This window comes from Chloracidobacterium sp. D (genome assembly GCF_018304685.1).
Classification (GTDB): Bacteria; Acidobacteriota; Blastocatellia; order Chloracidobacteriales; family Chloracidobacteriaceae; genus Chloracidobacterium; species Chloracidobacterium thermophilum.
In genome coordinates this window covers 407,644-422,367 of sequence record NZ_CP072635.1, presented here as the reverse complement: position 1 = coordinate 422,367, position 14,724 = coordinate 407,644, and the positions used below count along the sequence as shown (strand labels likewise).

15 protein-coding genes are annotated in these 14,724 nt (G+C 61.8%); 8 read left to right on the top strand and 7 right to left on the bottom strand.

What is annotated here, in order from left to right:
• The first annotated feature begins 61 nt into the window (after nucleotides 1-61).
• On the top strand, nucleotides 62-1,075 hold the full coding sequence (locus J8C01_RS12940) for a lipase family protein (protein ID WP_211433230.1): 1,014 nt from the start codon (nucleotides 62-64) through the stop codon (nucleotides 1,073-1,075).
• Nucleotides 1,076-1,198: 123 nt separating this feature from the next.
• Nucleotides 1,199-1,543, top strand: a complete 345-nt coding sequence (locus J8C01_RS12935) for a DUF190 domain-containing protein (RefSeq protein WP_014101141.1) — start codon at nucleotides 1,199-1,201, stop codon at nucleotides 1,541-1,543.
• On the opposite strand, the gene J8C01_RS12930 is transcribed toward J8C01_RS12935, so the two are convergent.
• The 4 genes from J8C01_RS12930 to J8C01_RS12915 all read right to left on the bottom strand — a co-directional run bounded on the left by J8C01_RS12930 (nucleotide 1,540) and on the right by J8C01_RS12915 (nucleotide 5,521).
• On the bottom strand, nucleotides 1,540-2,931 hold the full coding sequence (locus J8C01_RS12930) for an ATP-binding protein (RefSeq protein ID WP_211433229.1): 1,392 nt from the start codon (nucleotides 2,929-2,931) through the stop codon (nucleotides 1,540-1,542). The two genes, J8C01_RS12935 and J8C01_RS12930, sit on opposite strands and share 4 nt — an antisense overlap.
• 9 nt (nucleotides 2,932-2,940) lie before the next feature.
• On the bottom strand, nucleotides 2,941-3,648 hold the full coding sequence (locus J8C01_RS12925; protein WP_211433228.1) for a response regulator transcription factor: 708 nt from the start codon (nucleotides 3,646-3,648) through the stop codon (nucleotides 2,941-2,943).
• Nucleotides 3,649-3,666: 18 nt separating this feature from the next.
• Entirely contained in the window at nucleotides 3,667-4,725 is a 1,059-nt protein-coding gene (gene hemH, locus J8C01_RS12920; RefSeq protein ID WP_211433227.1) for a ferrochelatase, read from the bottom strand.
• Nucleotides 4,726-4,900: 175 nt separating this feature from the next.
• Nucleotides 4,901-5,521, bottom strand: coding sequence for a helix-turn-helix domain-containing protein (locus J8C01_RS12915; RefSeq protein WP_014101146.1), 621 nt, complete (start codon nucleotides 5,519-5,521; stop codon nucleotides 4,901-4,903).
• A gap of 150 nt (nucleotides 5,522-5,671) precedes the next feature.
• Here J8C01_RS12915 and J8C01_RS12910 point away from each other — a divergent pair, with 150 nt between their 5' ends.
• From J8C01_RS12910 to sufU, 6 genes are all read left to right on the top strand, one after another.
• Nucleotides 5,672-6,151, top strand: a complete 480-nt coding sequence (locus J8C01_RS12910; RefSeq protein ID WP_014101147.1) for an RrF2 family transcriptional regulator — start codon at nucleotides 5,672-5,674, stop codon at nucleotides 6,149-6,151.
• A 76-nt stretch (nucleotides 6,152-6,227) separates the two neighbouring features.
• Nucleotides 6,228-7,664, top strand: coding sequence for a Fe-S cluster assembly protein SufB (gene sufB, locus J8C01_RS12905; RefSeq protein ID WP_211433226.1), 1,437 nt, complete (start codon nucleotides 6,228-6,230; stop codon nucleotides 7,662-7,664).
• A 69-nt stretch (nucleotides 7,665-7,733) separates the two neighbouring features.
• On the top strand, nucleotides 7,734-8,525 hold the full coding sequence (gene sufC, locus J8C01_RS12900) for a Fe-S cluster assembly ATPase SufC (protein WP_211433225.1): 792 nt from the start codon (nucleotides 7,734-7,736) through the stop codon (nucleotides 8,523-8,525).
• A 2-nt stretch (nucleotides 8,526-8,527) separates the two neighbouring features.
• Nucleotides 8,528-9,850 carry a Fe-S cluster assembly protein SufD gene (gene sufD / locus J8C01_RS12895; RefSeq protein ID WP_211433224.1) on the top strand — a complete coding sequence of 441 codons (1,323 nt, stop codon included), beginning with the start codon at nucleotides 8,528-8,530 and terminating at the stop codon, nucleotides 9,848-9,850.
• Nucleotides 9,847-11,100: a cysteine desulfurase gene (locus tag J8C01_RS12890; protein ID WP_014101151.1), complete on the top strand. Its 1,254-nt coding sequence runs from the start codon at nucleotides 9,847-9,849 to the stop codon at nucleotides 11,098-11,100. Before sufD ends, J8C01_RS12890 begins: the two co-directional genes overlap by 4 nt.
• Before the next feature lie 12 nt (nucleotides 11,101-11,112).
• On the top strand, nucleotides 11,113-11,562 hold the full coding sequence (sufU, locus tag J8C01_RS12885; RefSeq protein ID WP_014101152.1) for a Fe-S cluster assembly sulfur transfer protein SufU: 450 nt from the start codon (nucleotides 11,113-11,115) through the stop codon (nucleotides 11,560-11,562).
• Here sufU and J8C01_RS12880 read toward each other — a convergent pair.
• The 3 genes from J8C01_RS12880 to J8C01_RS12870 all read right to left on the bottom strand — a co-directional run bounded on the left by J8C01_RS12880 (nucleotide 11,551) and on the right by J8C01_RS12870 (nucleotide 14,723).
• Nucleotides 11,551-12,678 carry a serine hydrolase domain-containing protein gene (locus J8C01_RS12880; protein WP_211433223.1) on the bottom strand — a complete coding sequence of 376 codons (1,128 nt, stop codon included), beginning with the start codon at nucleotides 12,676-12,678 and terminating at the stop codon, nucleotides 11,551-11,553. The two genes, sufU and J8C01_RS12880, sit on opposite strands and share 12 nt — an antisense overlap.
• A gap of 9 nt (nucleotides 12,679-12,687) precedes the next feature.
• A complete protein-coding gene (locus tag J8C01_RS12875) occupies nucleotides 12,688-14,001 on the bottom strand; it encodes a lytic transglycosylase domain-containing protein (RefSeq protein WP_211433222.1) in 1,314 nt (437 codons plus the stop codon).
• Nucleotides 14,002-14,111: 110 nt separating this feature from the next.
• Complete coding sequence (locus J8C01_RS12870) at nucleotides 14,112-14,723, bottom strand: class I SAM-dependent methyltransferase (RefSeq protein WP_211433221.1); 612 nt, start codon at nucleotides 14,721-14,723, stop codon at nucleotides 14,112-14,114.
• Nucleotide 14,724 lies beyond the last annotated feature (1 nt).

Genomic DNA, 14,724 nt, shown 5'->3' with positions numbered 1-14,724 from the left:
GTTGCGCCACAGTTTTGCTCTTGCCTTGATCAGCACAGTTTCACGCTCTGCCGAAAAAACCATGCGTCACACACCACTGCATCGCCGCTGGCTGGCAGCCAGCCTGTTCCTCAGTGCCATCCTTTTTGGGTTGTTGGGGTTGCCGGTGGAGGCCAGGGGCCAAGCCACCGCGCCGGCGGCCGCCCAGGTTTCCACGTCGGGTATCACGCCCCATTTCCGCAACTGGCTTGTCGCCAACGGTTACGGAAGTTTTGATTTTGCCCGGGCCGACCTGGCCGGGGGCAGTTATGGCGGACGGCAGAATGACGCCGATACGGTCGTCAACCAGCCGGTCATCTTCATTCACGGCAACTCCGACAAAGCCGTGGGCACGGGCGTTCCGGGTCAAACCGGCTGGAACGCCTCGATTCAGTACTTTCTCTCGCAGGGCTACAAGACGAGCGAGCTGTATGCCACCACCTGGGGTCCGGCCAATGCCCTCTTTTCGGCGCAGCAGTACCACTCGCGCGAACACCTCACCCGGCTGCGTGCTTTCATCCAGGCGGTCAGGCAGTACACCGGAGCGGCCAAGGTGGACATCATCGCGCACTCGATGGGCGTGACGCTGGCCCGCAAGGCCATCAAGGGCGGCCCGGCTTCTGATGCGCTGGCCGGTGGGAGCTATAACCTCGGCCCAAGCCTGACTTCCATCGTGGACACCTTCGTGGGGATTGCCGGCGGCAACCAGGGGCTGGCCACCTGCTATCTCTCCGGCCCAACCACGCCGACCTGCGGCAACACGAATGGGTTTTATCCGGGCTACCTGCTGGGTGGGTTCGGGCCGTATGGCGTATCGGCGTTTCTCACCGAACTGAACTCCAGTACCGGTTACGAAGGGGCCTATCGCTACTCGATCTGGTCAAGTGTGGATGAGGTTATCGGCTATGGCTGTCTGGTGTATGGCCGCAACACCTGCCGCATTCCGGGCCAGACCGGTGAGCGCAGTTTTTCGTCGGCTCCGTATGGCCATTTCGGCTGTAAAGACCTGACGGCTTACTGGCAACTGCGGATGGTCAAGTTTCACGCGACAAGTTGAAACCGCGACCAGCGACACCGGACACCCGGCAAGCCGGCTCACCTTCGGCTTGCCTTTTGTTTTTGTCTTCGGCCACATTGGCACACCCTGATTCCAGCGTAGTTCACGGAATGCGATCTGGTCATGGCAGCACGCAAGCTTGAAGGCACGGCACAGGCCCTGCAAATCTTCATTGGTGACGACGACATGTGGGAAACCGAACCACTCTATCGGGTGCTCGTTCACCGTCTGCGCCTGGCCGGCGTGGCAGGAGTGACGGTGACGCGCGGCATTGCCGGTTTCGGACTGAGTGGGCAAATCCGGGCGGCCGACCGGCTCGGCGGCGCAACCGACCTCCCGTTGGTGGTGACAGTGATTGACATACCGGAGCGGATTGCCAGTCTGCTTCCCCTCATAGACGAGTTGGTCGAGGATGGCCTGGTCATCCGGTTCGATGTTGAAATTCTCCGCCATCAGGACACCAACTAACCGGAAGCGTCCTGGAGCGTGGGCGTCCCGCCTGCCGGGATCGCCGGAAGCGTCAGCGTAACCTGAAAGCCATCCGGGAGATTCTCAGCCCGGATTTGCCCGCCGTGCAGCGCCGCCGCGCGCGCGGCAATGGCCAGCCCCAGACCAACACCTCCGCTGGCCCGGTCACGGGCGGTTTCAACCCGGTAGAAAGGCTTGAAAATGTCCTCCAGCGCCTCCGGTGGGACGCCTTTGCCGTAGTCCCGAACCGTGATGTGAAGCCGGTCGGGAACAGCCCTGACCTCGACTTCGACACAGGATGACGGTGGCGTGTGGCGTACGGCATTGCGCATGATGTTTTCCAGGGCACGGCGCAGGAGTTCGGCATCGCCGAGAATGGGCCGGTGGGCGTCATCGGTCAGAATGCGGCACTGCACGGTCCGGTCAGCGGCCTGGGCTTCAAAATCCACGTCCGTAGCCACCTGCTGGGTCAGCGCCGCCACATCCAGCCACTGGGTCGCATCCAGGGACGCCGTGCTTTCCAGCCGCGACAGCGCCAGCAGTTGCCCGACGAGTTCATCCAGCCGCTCGGACTCCCGCTCGATACGTGCCAGGTGCAACTGGGCTTCAGGGCCGGCCTTGCGTTGGGCGAGTTCAAGCGCCAGCCGCAGGCGTGCCAGCGGTGAGCGCAGTTCGTGTGAAATATCCCCGAAAAGCCGGCGCTGGGCTGTTACCAGGGCTTCAATGCGTTCAGCCATCGCGTCGAAGTCGCGCGCCAGACCGCCAATTTCATCCGTCAGCCGCCCCAGCCGCGCTCCGGTACGGGCCGTCAGATCGCCGGCCGCCAGCCGTTGGGCCGCCTGGCGCAGGCGGCCGATGGGACGGGTCAGATACCAGGCCAGCCCGTAGCAGACGATGCCACTTCCCAGCACAAAAACAGACAGGCGGATGATGCGTGCCCGCGTCCAGAAAGGCGGCATCGGCAGCAGATTCCGGTCAAACACGGTCGCCAGCAGGTAGCGCCGGCCGCTGGCACCTTCCACTGTCCGCAGCAGGAAGGTTCGGCTTTCCACGATGGCAAATTCCTCGCGGCGCTTGCCGTCAGGACTCATCGGCCACGCTGGCGGCATCGTACCCACAAGCGGCTGTCCCTGTTCATCGAGCAGTGCGGCTTGCAACTTGGACGTTTCCATCACCCGCCGGAAGTAACCGGCAACGGCTTCCGGCCCCTGTTGTTCGTAGAGCAGCACGGCCGTTTCGGCATACAGGGTTGTCGCGGCGGTCAGGGTCCGGCGGCCAGGCCAGACGACATCGGAAGCCGTCAGGGAGCTGACCGCCGTGACCAGAACCGTCAGCCCGGCCATCGCCAGCCAGAACCACAGGAAAATCTTGATGAACAGGGTGCGCATAATGAAGCGCTAGGCAGAAGACGCAGGCGTTCCCGCCGGTGGACATACGGCATACAGATACCCGACGCCACGGACGGACTTGATGCGCTCGCTGCCATCCACGTGCGGGCCGAGTTTCTTGCGCAGGTTGCTGATGTGCATATCCACGCTGCGGTCGAGCGGATGAAACGACCTTCCCAGCGCCCGCAGCGAAAGATCATCGCGCGAGACAATCTGGCCGGCGTGTTGCAGCAAAACGGCCAGCAGGTCGAACTCAACGGATGTCACGGCCACGGTCTGCCCCTGCTTTCGGAGGCTGCGCGAACCGAAGTCCAGCTCGACATCCCCGACAACCAGTTTTTCAGCCAGCAACTCCGGTTTGGTCCGCCGCAGAATGGCCCGGATGCGCGCCAGCAGTTCACGGGGATTGAAAGGTTTGGAGAGATAGTCGTCCGCGCCGATTTCGAGGCCCACGATGCGGTCCACATCGTCGCCACGCGCCGTCAGCATCAGGGTTGGCACGTGCGACACGGCCCGAATCCGCTTGAGCGTCTCGAAACCATCCAGCCGGGGAAGCATCACGTCAAGAATGATGAGCGCATACGGTTCGCTCGTCGCCCGCCTCACTCCCGACTCGCCATCGTGAACGACTTCGACGGCAAACCCTTCAGCCGTCAGGTACTCCACCACGAGTTCACAGAGTTCGGTGTCATCATCAATGACAAGCAGGCGTTCCATGACGAGTTCCGCCCTGGTTTATCCCCCGGCAGCCTGTTCCGCTGCCTGCAACGGATAGCCAGCCGCCAGGCGGGCGCGTACCAACCCGGCCAGACCACGGATGAAAGCCCGGTGGCAGTTGAGTGCCGGAACACGGCGGAAATGGGGAATGCCGACCTCCTGGGCCAGCGCCTGGTACTGGATGTCGAGTTCGTACAGCGTTTCGATGTGCTCGGAAACAAAGCTGATGGGAACGGTCAATATCTGTTCGTGGCCTTCGCCGGCCAGCCGCCGCAGGGTGTCTTCCGTGGAGGGTTCCAGCCACCGTACCGGGCCGACCTTGCTCTGAAAGGAGAGCCGATGTGGCGGCCGCGTCCCAAGCCGCCGCTCAAGCGCCGTCATGACGGCAGCAATGGTCTGTTCGTGGTGCCGCAGGTAGGGGTCGCCCCGCTCAACATACTTGGTCGGAATGCTGTGCGCGCTGAACAGCAACTGAATCGCTTCCGGGCGCGGGTCGGGAAACCGGCGCATTTCTTCCGCGATGAGATCAGCCAGCGCCGCAATGTAGCCCGGCTCCGTCTCGTAATGCGTGACGTAGCTGCGCCGCATCTCCCGGACGCCGCCGTGCTGGTCAAAGCAGCGAATGAGCTTTTTGGCAGCCGCTCCCGTGGTGGTCACGGAAAAGTGGGGAAACAGGGGCAGCACAACGAGGTGCGTGATGCGGTCCTGGAGCACCTGCTGAAACGTGCTTTCAATCAACGGATGCCAGCACACCATCCCGACATACACGCGCGCCTGAACCCCCTGGCGGGCCAGTTCATCCTGCAACGCCGCAGCCTGCTCAGTGGTGATACGCCGCTGTGGCGAGCCACCGCCAATTTTCTCATACAACCGCCGGGATTTGCCCCGGCGCAGCCGGGCAATCAACCAGCCAAACGGCCGCTGGAGCGCAGGAATGGGCAGACGGATGATGGAAGGGTCAGAAAAGAGATTCCGCAGAAAGGGCTCAACATCGGCCAGCTTTTCCGGCCCGCCCAGGTTGAGCAGCAAAACACCCAGGCGCACAGGTTGGGGACGCTTGAAAGGTCGAATGTTCATTGGTGATGAATTCCCGGAGAAATCAACGCAGGCAGCCGCGGGGGTAGGGCACGAGGGACTATACGCAACTCGCCGGAGCGCGCCAAGTCACCCGTGCGTGAGAAAGTTTACACACTTTGGTACTTGTTCGCACGCCGGCCGATAATACCCAGGCGCCCCCGGCTTTACAGATGCGTTACAGGCGCGGGCTGGCGTAGGTCATCACCAGATAGGCCAATGTTTCTTCAGCGCCCGGATTGGCATAGACGTGCGGTACATCAGCCCGAAAATAGATGGCATCGCCGGGCAGAAGATGGATCGTCTCGCGGTCGCCAATCGTCAGCGCCAGGCAGCCCTGCTGCACGACCAGGTTTTCGTACGTGCCGTCGGCATGCGGCTCGGCCACTTCGACGCACCCCACACTCAGCCGCAGTTCATAAAACTCGGCCCGCCGCTCGCGGTCAAAGGGAAAGAGGGCGCGGCTCTCAAAGCGTCCATCCTGGGAACGCAGCACCTTGGCGGCAGCGCGCGGCAACACCACCACAGCCTGCTCCGGCTCATCGCCCAGCAGATCGGCAAAGCGCACGCCCAACCCACGGGCAATCTTCCACAGGACGGCAATCGTCGGCGCGCTTTCGCCTGCCTCGATCTGCCCCAGCATGGCCCGGCTCACCCCGGACTGCGCCGCCAGCCGCTCCAGGCTCAACCCACGTTGCCGGCGGAGCAGTTCGAGATTGCTCCCCACCCGCCGCTTCAGCTCAAGCGCTTCGGAGGCCGTAACCTTTTCATGGTCAGATACTTTTGACCTTGGTTTCACGACTCATCGCCCACCTGTGAACGAGCTGTTCGCCACTCGGTCGAAGCCAGGCAGACATTGTTGACGAAAAAGTAAAGTATTCGGTAAGGTGGATGGCACTGGAATCCGACCGAGGGAAAGCCCCGGATCATGAAGTAGAGTTTCACACCGATGCGAATTACGGCGCAAGAAGAATATGGACTTCGCTGCCTTATCCAGCTTGCCCGCCAGCCCGAGGGACAAGGGCTGACCCTCAAGCAGATTGGCGAGCGGGAAGGGATTTCCACGGCCAATGCCGGCAAGATTCTCTGGCTGCTGAGCAACGCCGGTATTGTGAAGTCGGCGCGCGGGATCAAGGGCGGCTACATGCTGGCCCGTCCGGCCGACCAGATCACGGTCAGCGAAGTCATCAGTGTTTTCGAGCATGCCGATCTGGAAGAACATTGCAAGAACTTTTCAGGCATTCAGGAAGTCTGCGTCCACAACACAGACTGCGGCATCCGTCCGGTGCTGCAGATACTCAATGAGACCGTCAAGCAGGTTCTCAGCCGGATTACCCTCGCCCAGCTCGTCCACCACGAATGTGAAGTGAGTGAACGGCTGTTTCAAATCCAGCGCCCGGCACGCTCTTCAGCGGCGATGTCCGTCTGACCGCCAGCGATTGGGCATCGGTGCGGGCTGTCCCCCGGCACACACACTTGGTCAACCACGAGGAAGGAATATCGTCATGAGCGCGCTTGCTGCCACCCTGGCCACACAGGAATACAAATACGGTTTTACAACCGACATCGAATCCGATGTTGCCCCGCGTGGCCTCAATGAAGACATTATCCGGCTGATTTCGGCCAAGAAAGAAGAGCCGGCCTTTATGCTGGAGTTCCGGCTCAAAGCCTACCGGCAGTGGCTGAAGATGACGGAGCCAACCTGGCAGAACGTGACGTATCCGCCCATTGATTATCAGGACATCATCTACTACTCGGCGCCGAAGCCAAAGAAGAAGCTCAACAGCCTCGACGAAGTTGACCCGGAGCTGCTCGCCACCTTTGAAAAGCTCGGCATTCCCCTGCACGAGCAGAAAATGCTCGCCAATGTGGCCGTGGATGCCATCTTCGACAGCGTTTCGGTGGCCACAACCTACAAGGAAAAACTCCGCGAGCACGGCGTCATCTTCTGTTCCTTTTCAGAAGCCGTGAAGGAACACCCGGAACTCATCCAGCGGTATCTCGGCACGGTCGTGCCCATCACCGACAACTACTTCGCGGCGCTCAACTCGGCGGTGTTCAGCGACGGTTCCTTTGTCTTCGTTCCCAGGGGCGTCCAGTGCCCGATGGAGCTGTCGAGCTACTTCCGCATCAACAACGCGGAATCGGGACAGTTCGAGCGGACGCTGATTATTTGTGAAGAAGGAGCATCGGTTTCCTATCTCGAAGGCTGCACCGCTCCCAAATACGACAAAAACCAGTTGCATGCCGCAGTTGTTGAACTCATTGCGCTGGAGGATGCCGAGATTAAGTACTCCACCGTCCAGAACTGGTATGCCGGAGACGAAGAAGGGCGCGGCGGCATTTACAACTTTGTCACCAAGCGCGGCAAATGCCTGGGACGCAACTCGAAAATATCCTGGACGCAGGTTGAAACCGGCTCGGCCATCACCTGGAAGTACCCGAGCTGTGTGCTCATCGGCGACAACTCAGTGGGCGAGTTTTACTCCGTGGCACTGACCAACCACCGCCAGCAGGCCGATACCGGAACGAAAATGATCCACATTGGCAAAAACACGCGGTCGCGCATTGTGTCGAAGGGTATCTCTGCCGGGCGGTCGAACAACAGCTACCGGGGGCTGGTCAAAATCCTGCCCAGCGCTGAAAACGCCCGCAATTACACCCAGTGCGACTCGATGCTCATCGGTCACGACTGTGGCGCAAACACTTTTCCCTACATTGAAGTGCAGAACCACACCGCCCGCGTCGAGCACGAAGCCACGACTTCCAAAATCAGCGAAGAGCAAATCTTCTACTTCATGCAGCGCGGCATCCCGCAGGAAGACGCCATTTCGATGATCATCAGCGGCTTCTGCAAGGAAGTCATCCGGGAACTGCCCATGGAGTTTGCCGTCGAAGCCCAGCGGCTGCTCGGCCTCAAGCTCGAAAACTCCGTTGGTTAGACACAACGCGCGCCATTTTTGACAGCCAGGGCGCAAGACACAGGGCAAGGTACAGAAAGGGATACGGCAGTGAAAGAAGCCCCAATCATACTTGACATCAAAAACCTCCACGCGGTCGTTGAAGACCGTCCCATTCTGCGTGGGGTCAACCTCACGGTGCGGGCCGGCGAAATTCACGCCATCATGGGCCCTAACGGTTCAGGCAAAAGCACGCTGTCCAAGGTACTGGCCGGGCATCCCGATTACACGGTCACGGCCGGTGAAGTCCTGTACTTCGGGAAAAACCTGCTCGAACTTGAACCGGATGAGCGCGCACGCGAGGGCGTTTTTCTGGCGTTTCAATATCCGATGGAAATCCCCGGCGTCAGCAACGCCACCTTTCTGCGCGCGGCCTACAACCAGCTCCGCAAGCACCGTGGCGAAGAAGAACTCGACCCGCTGGAGTTCGACGATCTGCTTCAGGAAAAGATCAAAATCGTGGAGATGGACCGCACTTTCATCGAACGGTCCGTCAACGAGGGCTTTTCGGGCGGCGAGAAAAAGCGCAATGAAATCCTGCAGATGGCCATTCTGGAGCCAAAGCTGGCCGTGCTCGATGAAACCGATTCCGGGCTGGACATTGACGCACTGCGTATCGTGGCCAATGGCGTCAACCGGCTCCATACCGACGACAACGCCATCATCCTTGTGACGCACTACCAGCGGCTGCTGGATTACATCCAGCCGGATTTTGTCCACGTCCTGCTCGACGGGCGCATCGTCAAATCCGGCGGCAAGGAACTGGCGCTGGAACTGGAGCAGCGCGGCTACGACTGGATTCGGGAAGAAGTCGAAGCCAAAGCGGCCGGAGTGGGGGACTGACCATGAAAGCTGAAACGGCCAAAACGCCCAATCCCTTTGCCGAAGCCTTTGCTGCGCTGGCACCAGTACGCGCCGCCTCGCCCTACGGACGGGTGCAGGAAGACGCCTTTGCCACGTTCGAGCGGCTCGGTCTGCCGACGGTCAGGGACGAAGCCTGGCGCTACACAAACCTTGCCCCCCTGACCAAACGCTCCTTTCGCCCCGCCACGGCGGACGGACTAATGGCCGCCAACCTGCAATCCGGGATTGCCTTCTTCGATGAGTCGGCAACGACACGGATGGTCTTCGTCAACGGCGCTTTCCAGGCGGCGCTCTCTGACCTCAGCGGACTGCCGGCAGGCGTCGAAATCCGGCGTCTCGATGGCCCGGCACCCCTGCCGGAAGCCGATGCTTCCTCCTTCCGGGCGCTCAATCTGGCGTTTCTGTCCGATGGCGTCACCATTCGGGTCGCACGTGGCAGAGCCGTGGCCGCGCCGATTGGACTGTTTTTTGTCACCGCGCCGACTGATGATGACCGCATGACACATCCGCGCGTCATCATCGAACTCGATGAAGCCGCCATTGCGACCGTCGTCGAGATTCACACCGTGCTGTGCGATGAGGAAGGACGGTTCGGCACACACCCTTACCTGACCAATGCCGTGACGGATGTACGGCTGGGCCAGGGGGCCAACCTGACCCACATCAAGGTGCAGACTGAAGGTTCTGCCGCCTATCACATTGCTGACCTTCGGGTGGACATCGGCCGGGGCGCAGCTTTCACGGGACACGCCCACGCCCTGGGCGGACAACTGTCGCGGCAGGACATCCGTGCCCGGTTTCTGGATGAAGGCGGCGAATGCCGGCTCTATGGTCTCCAGGCCCTGCGTGGACAGCAGCTTGCCGATACCCACGTGACGGTGGACCACGCCGTTCCCAACAGCACGAGTGAAGTGCTCTACAAGGGCATTTTTGACGAACAGGCCCACGGTGTCTTTGACGGACGGGTCATCGTCCGCCACGGCGCCCAGCAGACAAACGCCGTCACCACCAACAAAAACCTGCTGCTCTCTGAAAAGGCGCGGGTGGATACCAAACCCCAGCTCGAAATCTTTGCCGATGATGTCAAATGCGGTCACGGCGCGACCGTTGGACAACTTGACGAAGACGAAATTTTCTACCTTCGCAGCCGGGGGCTGACGCTGGCCGAGGCCCGCCGCCTGCTGACGTTCGGCTTTGCCCGTGAGGTCAGCGAAAAACTTCCCGTCCCCTCCCTCAAGGTTCGGCTCGACGGCGCGCTGGCCAAGCGCGTCGAACCATCGGCTTCTGGAGATTGTGTCTTATGACGGCTCACGCAGTTCTGGCAACGCCACCCGCGCTCGATGTCACCGCTTTGCGGGCAGACTTTCCGACGCTCCGGCGGACGATCAACGGCCACCCACTTGTGTATCTCGACAATGCCGCCACCAGCCAGAAACCGCAGGTGGTCATTGACCGCATGAACCGGTTCTACACGGAAGAATACTCGACCGTGCGGCGCAGCATTCACCTGCTGTCAGCCAAGGCGACTCAGGCTTACGAGCAGACGCGCCACCTGGTGGCGCAACTCATCAACGCTCCCGAAGCACGCCAGATCATCTTCACAAAAGGCACAACCGAAGGCATCAACCTTGTGGCGCACGGCTACGGGCGGAAGTTCGTTGGCGCAGGGGACGAGATCATCATTTCGGCCACCGAGCACCACGCCAACATCGTCCCGTGGCAGATGCTGTGTGAGGAAAAAGGCGCACACCTGCGGGTTATCCCCGTGGATGATCGGGGCGAACTGATTCTGGAAGCCTACGAAAAACTCCTTACCGACCGCACCAGGCTCGTGGCTGTCGGCCACATCTCCAACGCGCTGGGCACGATTCATCCCGTGGAGGAAATCATCCGGCTGGCCCATGCCCAAGGGGTTCCCGTCCTCGTGGACGGCGCGCAGGCCGCGCCCCACATGCCGGTGGATGTCCAGGCGCTTGACTGTGATTTCTATGTCTTTTCCGGCCACAAAACCTACGGCCCAACCGGTGTCGGCATTCTGTATGGCAAGGCGGCGTGGCTCGAACGGATGAATCCGTTTCTCGGCGGCGGCGATATGATCGAAACCGTCACCTTTGAAAAGACGACCTACGCGCCGATTCCCCACAAGTTCGAGGCCGGCACACCGGCCATTGCCGAGGTCATCGGACTGGGGACGGCTATCGAGTACATGCGCCGGATCGGACTGGAAGCCATTGCAGCCTACGAGCACCAACTGCTCGAACAGGCCACAGAGCGGCTGCTGGCCATCCCTGGCGTCCGCATCATCGGAACGGCACCCCGCAAAGCGGCCATCATTTCCTTCGTGATTGACGGCATCCATCCCCACGACATCGGCACATTGCTTGACCAGGAAGGCATTGCCATCCGTGCCGGACACCACTGTGCGCAGCCTCTCATGGCGCGGTATGGCGTCCCGGCGACGGCGCGGGCTTCCTTTGCGTTCTATAACCTGCCGTCGGAGATCGAAGCCCTTGGTGCGGCCATTGAAAAGACCATTGCTGTCTTTGCCCTTTAGGGCGTCACCACCATGAGCAACAAAAGTCTTTACGGCGAACAAATCATCTATCTGAGCAAGCACCCGAAAAACTTTCGGGCTATCGAGAACGCACAGTACAAGTGCGAAGGGGCCAATCCGCTGTGCGGCGACCGGGTGACGGTCTATGTCAACGTCGGGCCCGATGACACGCTGGAAGATGTGGCTTTCCAGGGGGCCGGTTGTGCCATCTGCATGGCGTCCGCCTCGATGATGACCACCAGCGTCAAGGGCAAGAAGCGGGCCGAGGCCGAACAGCTCTTTGAGGAGTTTCACCGCCTTGTCAAGGGTGAGCTTGACCCCGCGCGTGAACCTCATCACCTCGGCAAACTCACCATGTTTGAGAACGTCAGCCACTATCCGGTGCGCGTCAAATGCGCCAGCCTGCCCTGGCATGCGCTGCACAATGCGCTGGAAAACCAGCCGGCAGCCTCAACCGAATGAGCGGCACAGGGCGCGCAGCGAGCCGAACGGATACAGGGCAACGGCGCAGCCATCGGCCCCGGTGACGACGGCAATCGTCGGGGGCCTGTCCCGGAGCGGCACGGCCACGGCAAGGTGCTCTTCACCTGCCTGCACGAGCGGGAAACGCTGCCCTGCGCGCTCAAGGTGGAGTCCGTTCTCCCGGCTGACGATACGCACGTGCCGGGGGCCGTTCACATAGTCGCCGACATACCGCACCGCCGCTTCGGCCGGCAGCCGCCGCAGCGGCATTTCGGCTGCCGGCAGGGGCCCAAACCAGGCGCTTTCAAGTTGGTTGCGTGTCCGGCGGAGGCGGTACGGCCAGCCTTTGGTCAACATGGCATAGCCCCAGCCGGCTTCCGGTGCCAGACACACCACGCAGGCGGCATCGCCGGTGAATCCCTCGTGTTCCACCAGCCAGGTATCTCCACAAACGCGCCGAAAACAGCCCAGCCCGGCCGACAGACCGGGCTGCCCCGGCACATTGACCGTTGCCGTCACCAGCGATTTGAGCAGCGACGGCGCATGCAGCAGCCCCTTCAGCAGCCGGGCGACATCCTCGCCGGTCGCCGTCAGCCCACCCGCTGCCCCCAACACATCATCGCGCAGGCTGGCCCGATCCATGGCGTGGGGCGCAAAGACGTGGCGTGCCGCCAGTGCTGATACTGGCTGTCCCGTGCGCGACACCAGCCAGGCGCCAATGACGGCGAAGCCCAGGTTGCTGTAGGAAAAGGCAGTCTCCGGCGGCAACAGACGGCTGGACAGTGCCTGTGCCAGGTCAAGTGAAGACGAAGGCAGTACATCCGGCAGCCCGGCCGTGTGGCGCAACAGACACCGCAGTGTGACCGGGCAACCAGGCAGCAGTGGCTCGTCAAGCCGCACCTGCTCATGTTCCTCAAGGGACTGTACAACCAGCGCCACGACGAGCTTGGCGACGGAGCCGAGTGCAAACCGGTCACGCCAGCCGTCCACACCCCCGACCGACCACTGCCGCACCATCCCTTCCACATCCACCACGCACAGCCAGGCGCCGGCATGTGGTGGCAGCACCTCTGGAAACACAGAGGGCGGAAGGTCGGTCGGGACTGGCAAGGGCATCGGCTACGGCTACGGACGTTTCCGGCGCGCCAGGCGCGTCCGAACCGTCCCGTCTGGACGCGGCGGTGTCGCCTGAAGGGCCAGAAGTGCCGTCTGCACTCCTGACCGCGCACCGGGCGGAACCCGCAGGCGATAGTTGGCCGGGACGGTATAGGTCAGCAGTTCCGGGTTGTAACTGCGGATGACTTCCGGTGAGAGACCGGCCTGGGCGGCAACAGTTCGCAGGTCCACCGTGGAGGTGACAGGCAACACGTCGTAGCGGAGTGGCGCTTCACGCGGCACATTGTGAAAGCCGTAGAGTTCCGGGTGCTTGGCGATGAGAATCATCGAAAGGATGATCGGCACATAGTTTTGCGTCTCACGGGGTAACAACCCCTGCCGCTGCAGTGACCAGAAATCCTGGTAACGGCTGCGTGCCAGCGCCCGCTCGACATTGCCTTCACCGCAGTTGTAGGCCGCCATCGCCAGCAGCCAGTCACCATTGAAGCGTTGGTGAAGCCATTTCAGATAGCGGGCAGCGGCACGGGTGGGCTGCTCGATGCCGCCCCGCTCGTCAATCCAGGCATTCTGCACCAGTCCGAACCGCGCTCCGGTGGAAGGAATAAACTGCCAGATGCCATAGGCAGCAGCCGGTGAAAGGGCGCCCGGATTCCACCCGGATTCGGCCTGAGCCAGCCATACCAAATCCTGCGGCACGCCTTCTTCAGCAAAGATGCGCCGGGCCAGGTCGAGATAGCGTCCGCTCCGGCGCAAACCATTGATGATTGTCGCCCGTCCGGCACCACGGGTGAAGTAGGCCAGAAACCGCCGGACTTCAGGCGTCGCCGCCACGGCCGTGAAGTCCAGTTCACCACGCACTTCAACGTCGGCGAGATCAGCATCGGAGACCACAACATCCCGCAGCAGATCGAGCGGCGAAGGCGTAAAACGTTGCTCACCCCAGCCCACTTCGGTCTGCTGCATCTGGAGGTCGTAGTAGCGGATGCGCTCAATCAACTGGCGATAATAGGCGTTGAGCGCCGGATGCGCCCGCGCGCCGGTCGGGGATTCCAGCAACACATCCAGCGCCAGGTTGAAGTATTCGCGCGCCGACTCCGAACGGTTGGCATCAAACGCCCGTGTGCCCAGGACAAAGTAGTTCTCCGCCCGTTCGGTCAGGGCACGGACCCACTCCGGCGGCGGCTCATCGCCGGGAAGGTTCATTCCGGGAAAGACAAGGTCGCGGGGTGGCGCGGCTGGCAGCGCCGTTTCCTGGGCGGCGGCCAGGCCGGTGAACAAGGCCACTCCCAACCACCAGGTTATCCCGAACGACCGGAACTTCATTGACTTCCCCTGCAAAACCTGCGCAAGGCTTCCGTCGGCGACCACCTTGGGGCCGACCCGACGCCTCCCCGGCACCAGCATCTGCCCGGTGCTGTGGCACAACGGCTAGGCTATACGTTTTGCCGCGCGGCCTGCAAGCCGGACGCTGCCTCCGTCTCCGGCTTGACGACTTCGAGCGTGGCGTGGATGTCGCGCGCCCGAATGATGAAACTGAGGTATTCTTCCCAGGTTTTGCGAAAGATTCGCCAGCGCGGATGCCGGTTGACGGCATTGACAAGCCAGGCCACGCCCAGCCAGCGCCACAGGCGCAGGAAGGTAATCTCGATGCGGAGCAGGCGAAAGCCGCCGCCAACGTAGTGCGCCGCCGGATGCCCGACGGCGAAATAGTCAAAGCTGTAGGCGCTCAGGTGCCAGCGGTGCGTCGGGTCATTCCACGAACCGAGCGACGAGTAATGCGGCGTCTCGATGTAGAGCCGCGCCCCCGGTGCTGCAATGCGGTGCAGTTCAGCCAGAAAGGCCGGAACCGAGGCCACGTGCTCGATGACGTGCCGGGCGTGGATTTCATCAAACGCCCCGTCAGGAAACGGATAGGGGATGACGTTCAAATCGTGGACGACATCCACACCGGGCAAAGCCACCTGGTCTAATCCAATTGCCCCCGGCAGCTTCCGTCGTCCGCAACCCACATCGAGCCGGCGGCATTCCCTCCGCGCAGCGTCCATG

What these genes read in the sequence shown, in the direction of transcription:
- J8C01_RS12940 (WP_211433230.1), top strand. Translation starts at nt 62, where the DNA reads ATGCGTCACACACCACTGCATCGCCGCTGGCTGGCAGCCAGCCTGTTC.
- J8C01_RS12935 (WP_014101141.1), top strand. Translation starts at nt 1,199, where the DNA reads ATGGCAGCACGCAAGCTTGAAGGCACGGCACAGGCCCTGCAAATCTTC.
- J8C01_RS12930 (WP_211433229.1), bottom strand. Translation starts at nt 2,931, where the DNA reads ATGCGCACCCTGTTCATCAAGATTTTCCTGTGGTTCTGGCTGGCGATG.
- J8C01_RS12925 (WP_211433228.1), bottom strand. Translation starts at nt 3,648, where the DNA reads ATGGAACGCCTGCTTGTCATTGATGATGACACCGAACTCTGTGAACTC.
- hemH (WP_211433227.1), bottom strand. Translation starts at nt 4,725, where the DNA reads ATGAACATTCGACCTTTCAAGCGTCCCCAACCTGTGCGCCTGGGTGTT.
- J8C01_RS12910 (WP_014101147.1), top strand. Translation starts at nt 5,672, where the DNA reads ATGCGAATTACGGCGCAAGAAGAATATGGACTTCGCTGCCTTATCCAG.
- sufB (WP_211433226.1), top strand. Translation starts at nt 6,228, where the DNA reads ATGAGCGCGCTTGCTGCCACCCTGGCCACACAGGAATACAAATACGGT.
- sufD (WP_211433224.1), top strand. Translation starts at nt 8,528, where the DNA reads ATGAAAGCTGAAACGGCCAAAACGCCCAATCCCTTTGCCGAAGCCTTT.
- J8C01_RS12890 (WP_014101151.1), top strand. Translation starts at nt 9,847, where the DNA reads ATGACGGCTCACGCAGTTCTGGCAACGCCACCCGCGCTCGATGTCACC.
- sufU (WP_014101152.1), top strand. Translation starts at nt 11,113, where the DNA reads ATGAGCAACAAAAGTCTTTACGGCGAACAAATCATCTATCTGAGCAAG.
- J8C01_RS12880 (WP_211433223.1), bottom strand. Translation starts at nt 12,678, where the DNA reads ATGCCCTTGCCAGTCCCGACCGACCTTCCGCCCTCTGTGTTTCCAGAG.
- J8C01_RS12875 (WP_211433222.1), bottom strand. Translation starts at nt 14,001, where the DNA reads ATGAAGTTCCGGTCGTTCGGGATAACCTGGTGGTTGGGAGTGGCCTTG.
- J8C01_RS12870 (WP_211433221.1), bottom strand. Translation starts at nt 14,723, where the DNA reads ATGGACGCTGCGCGGAGGGAATGCCGCCGGCTCGATGTGGGTTGCGGA.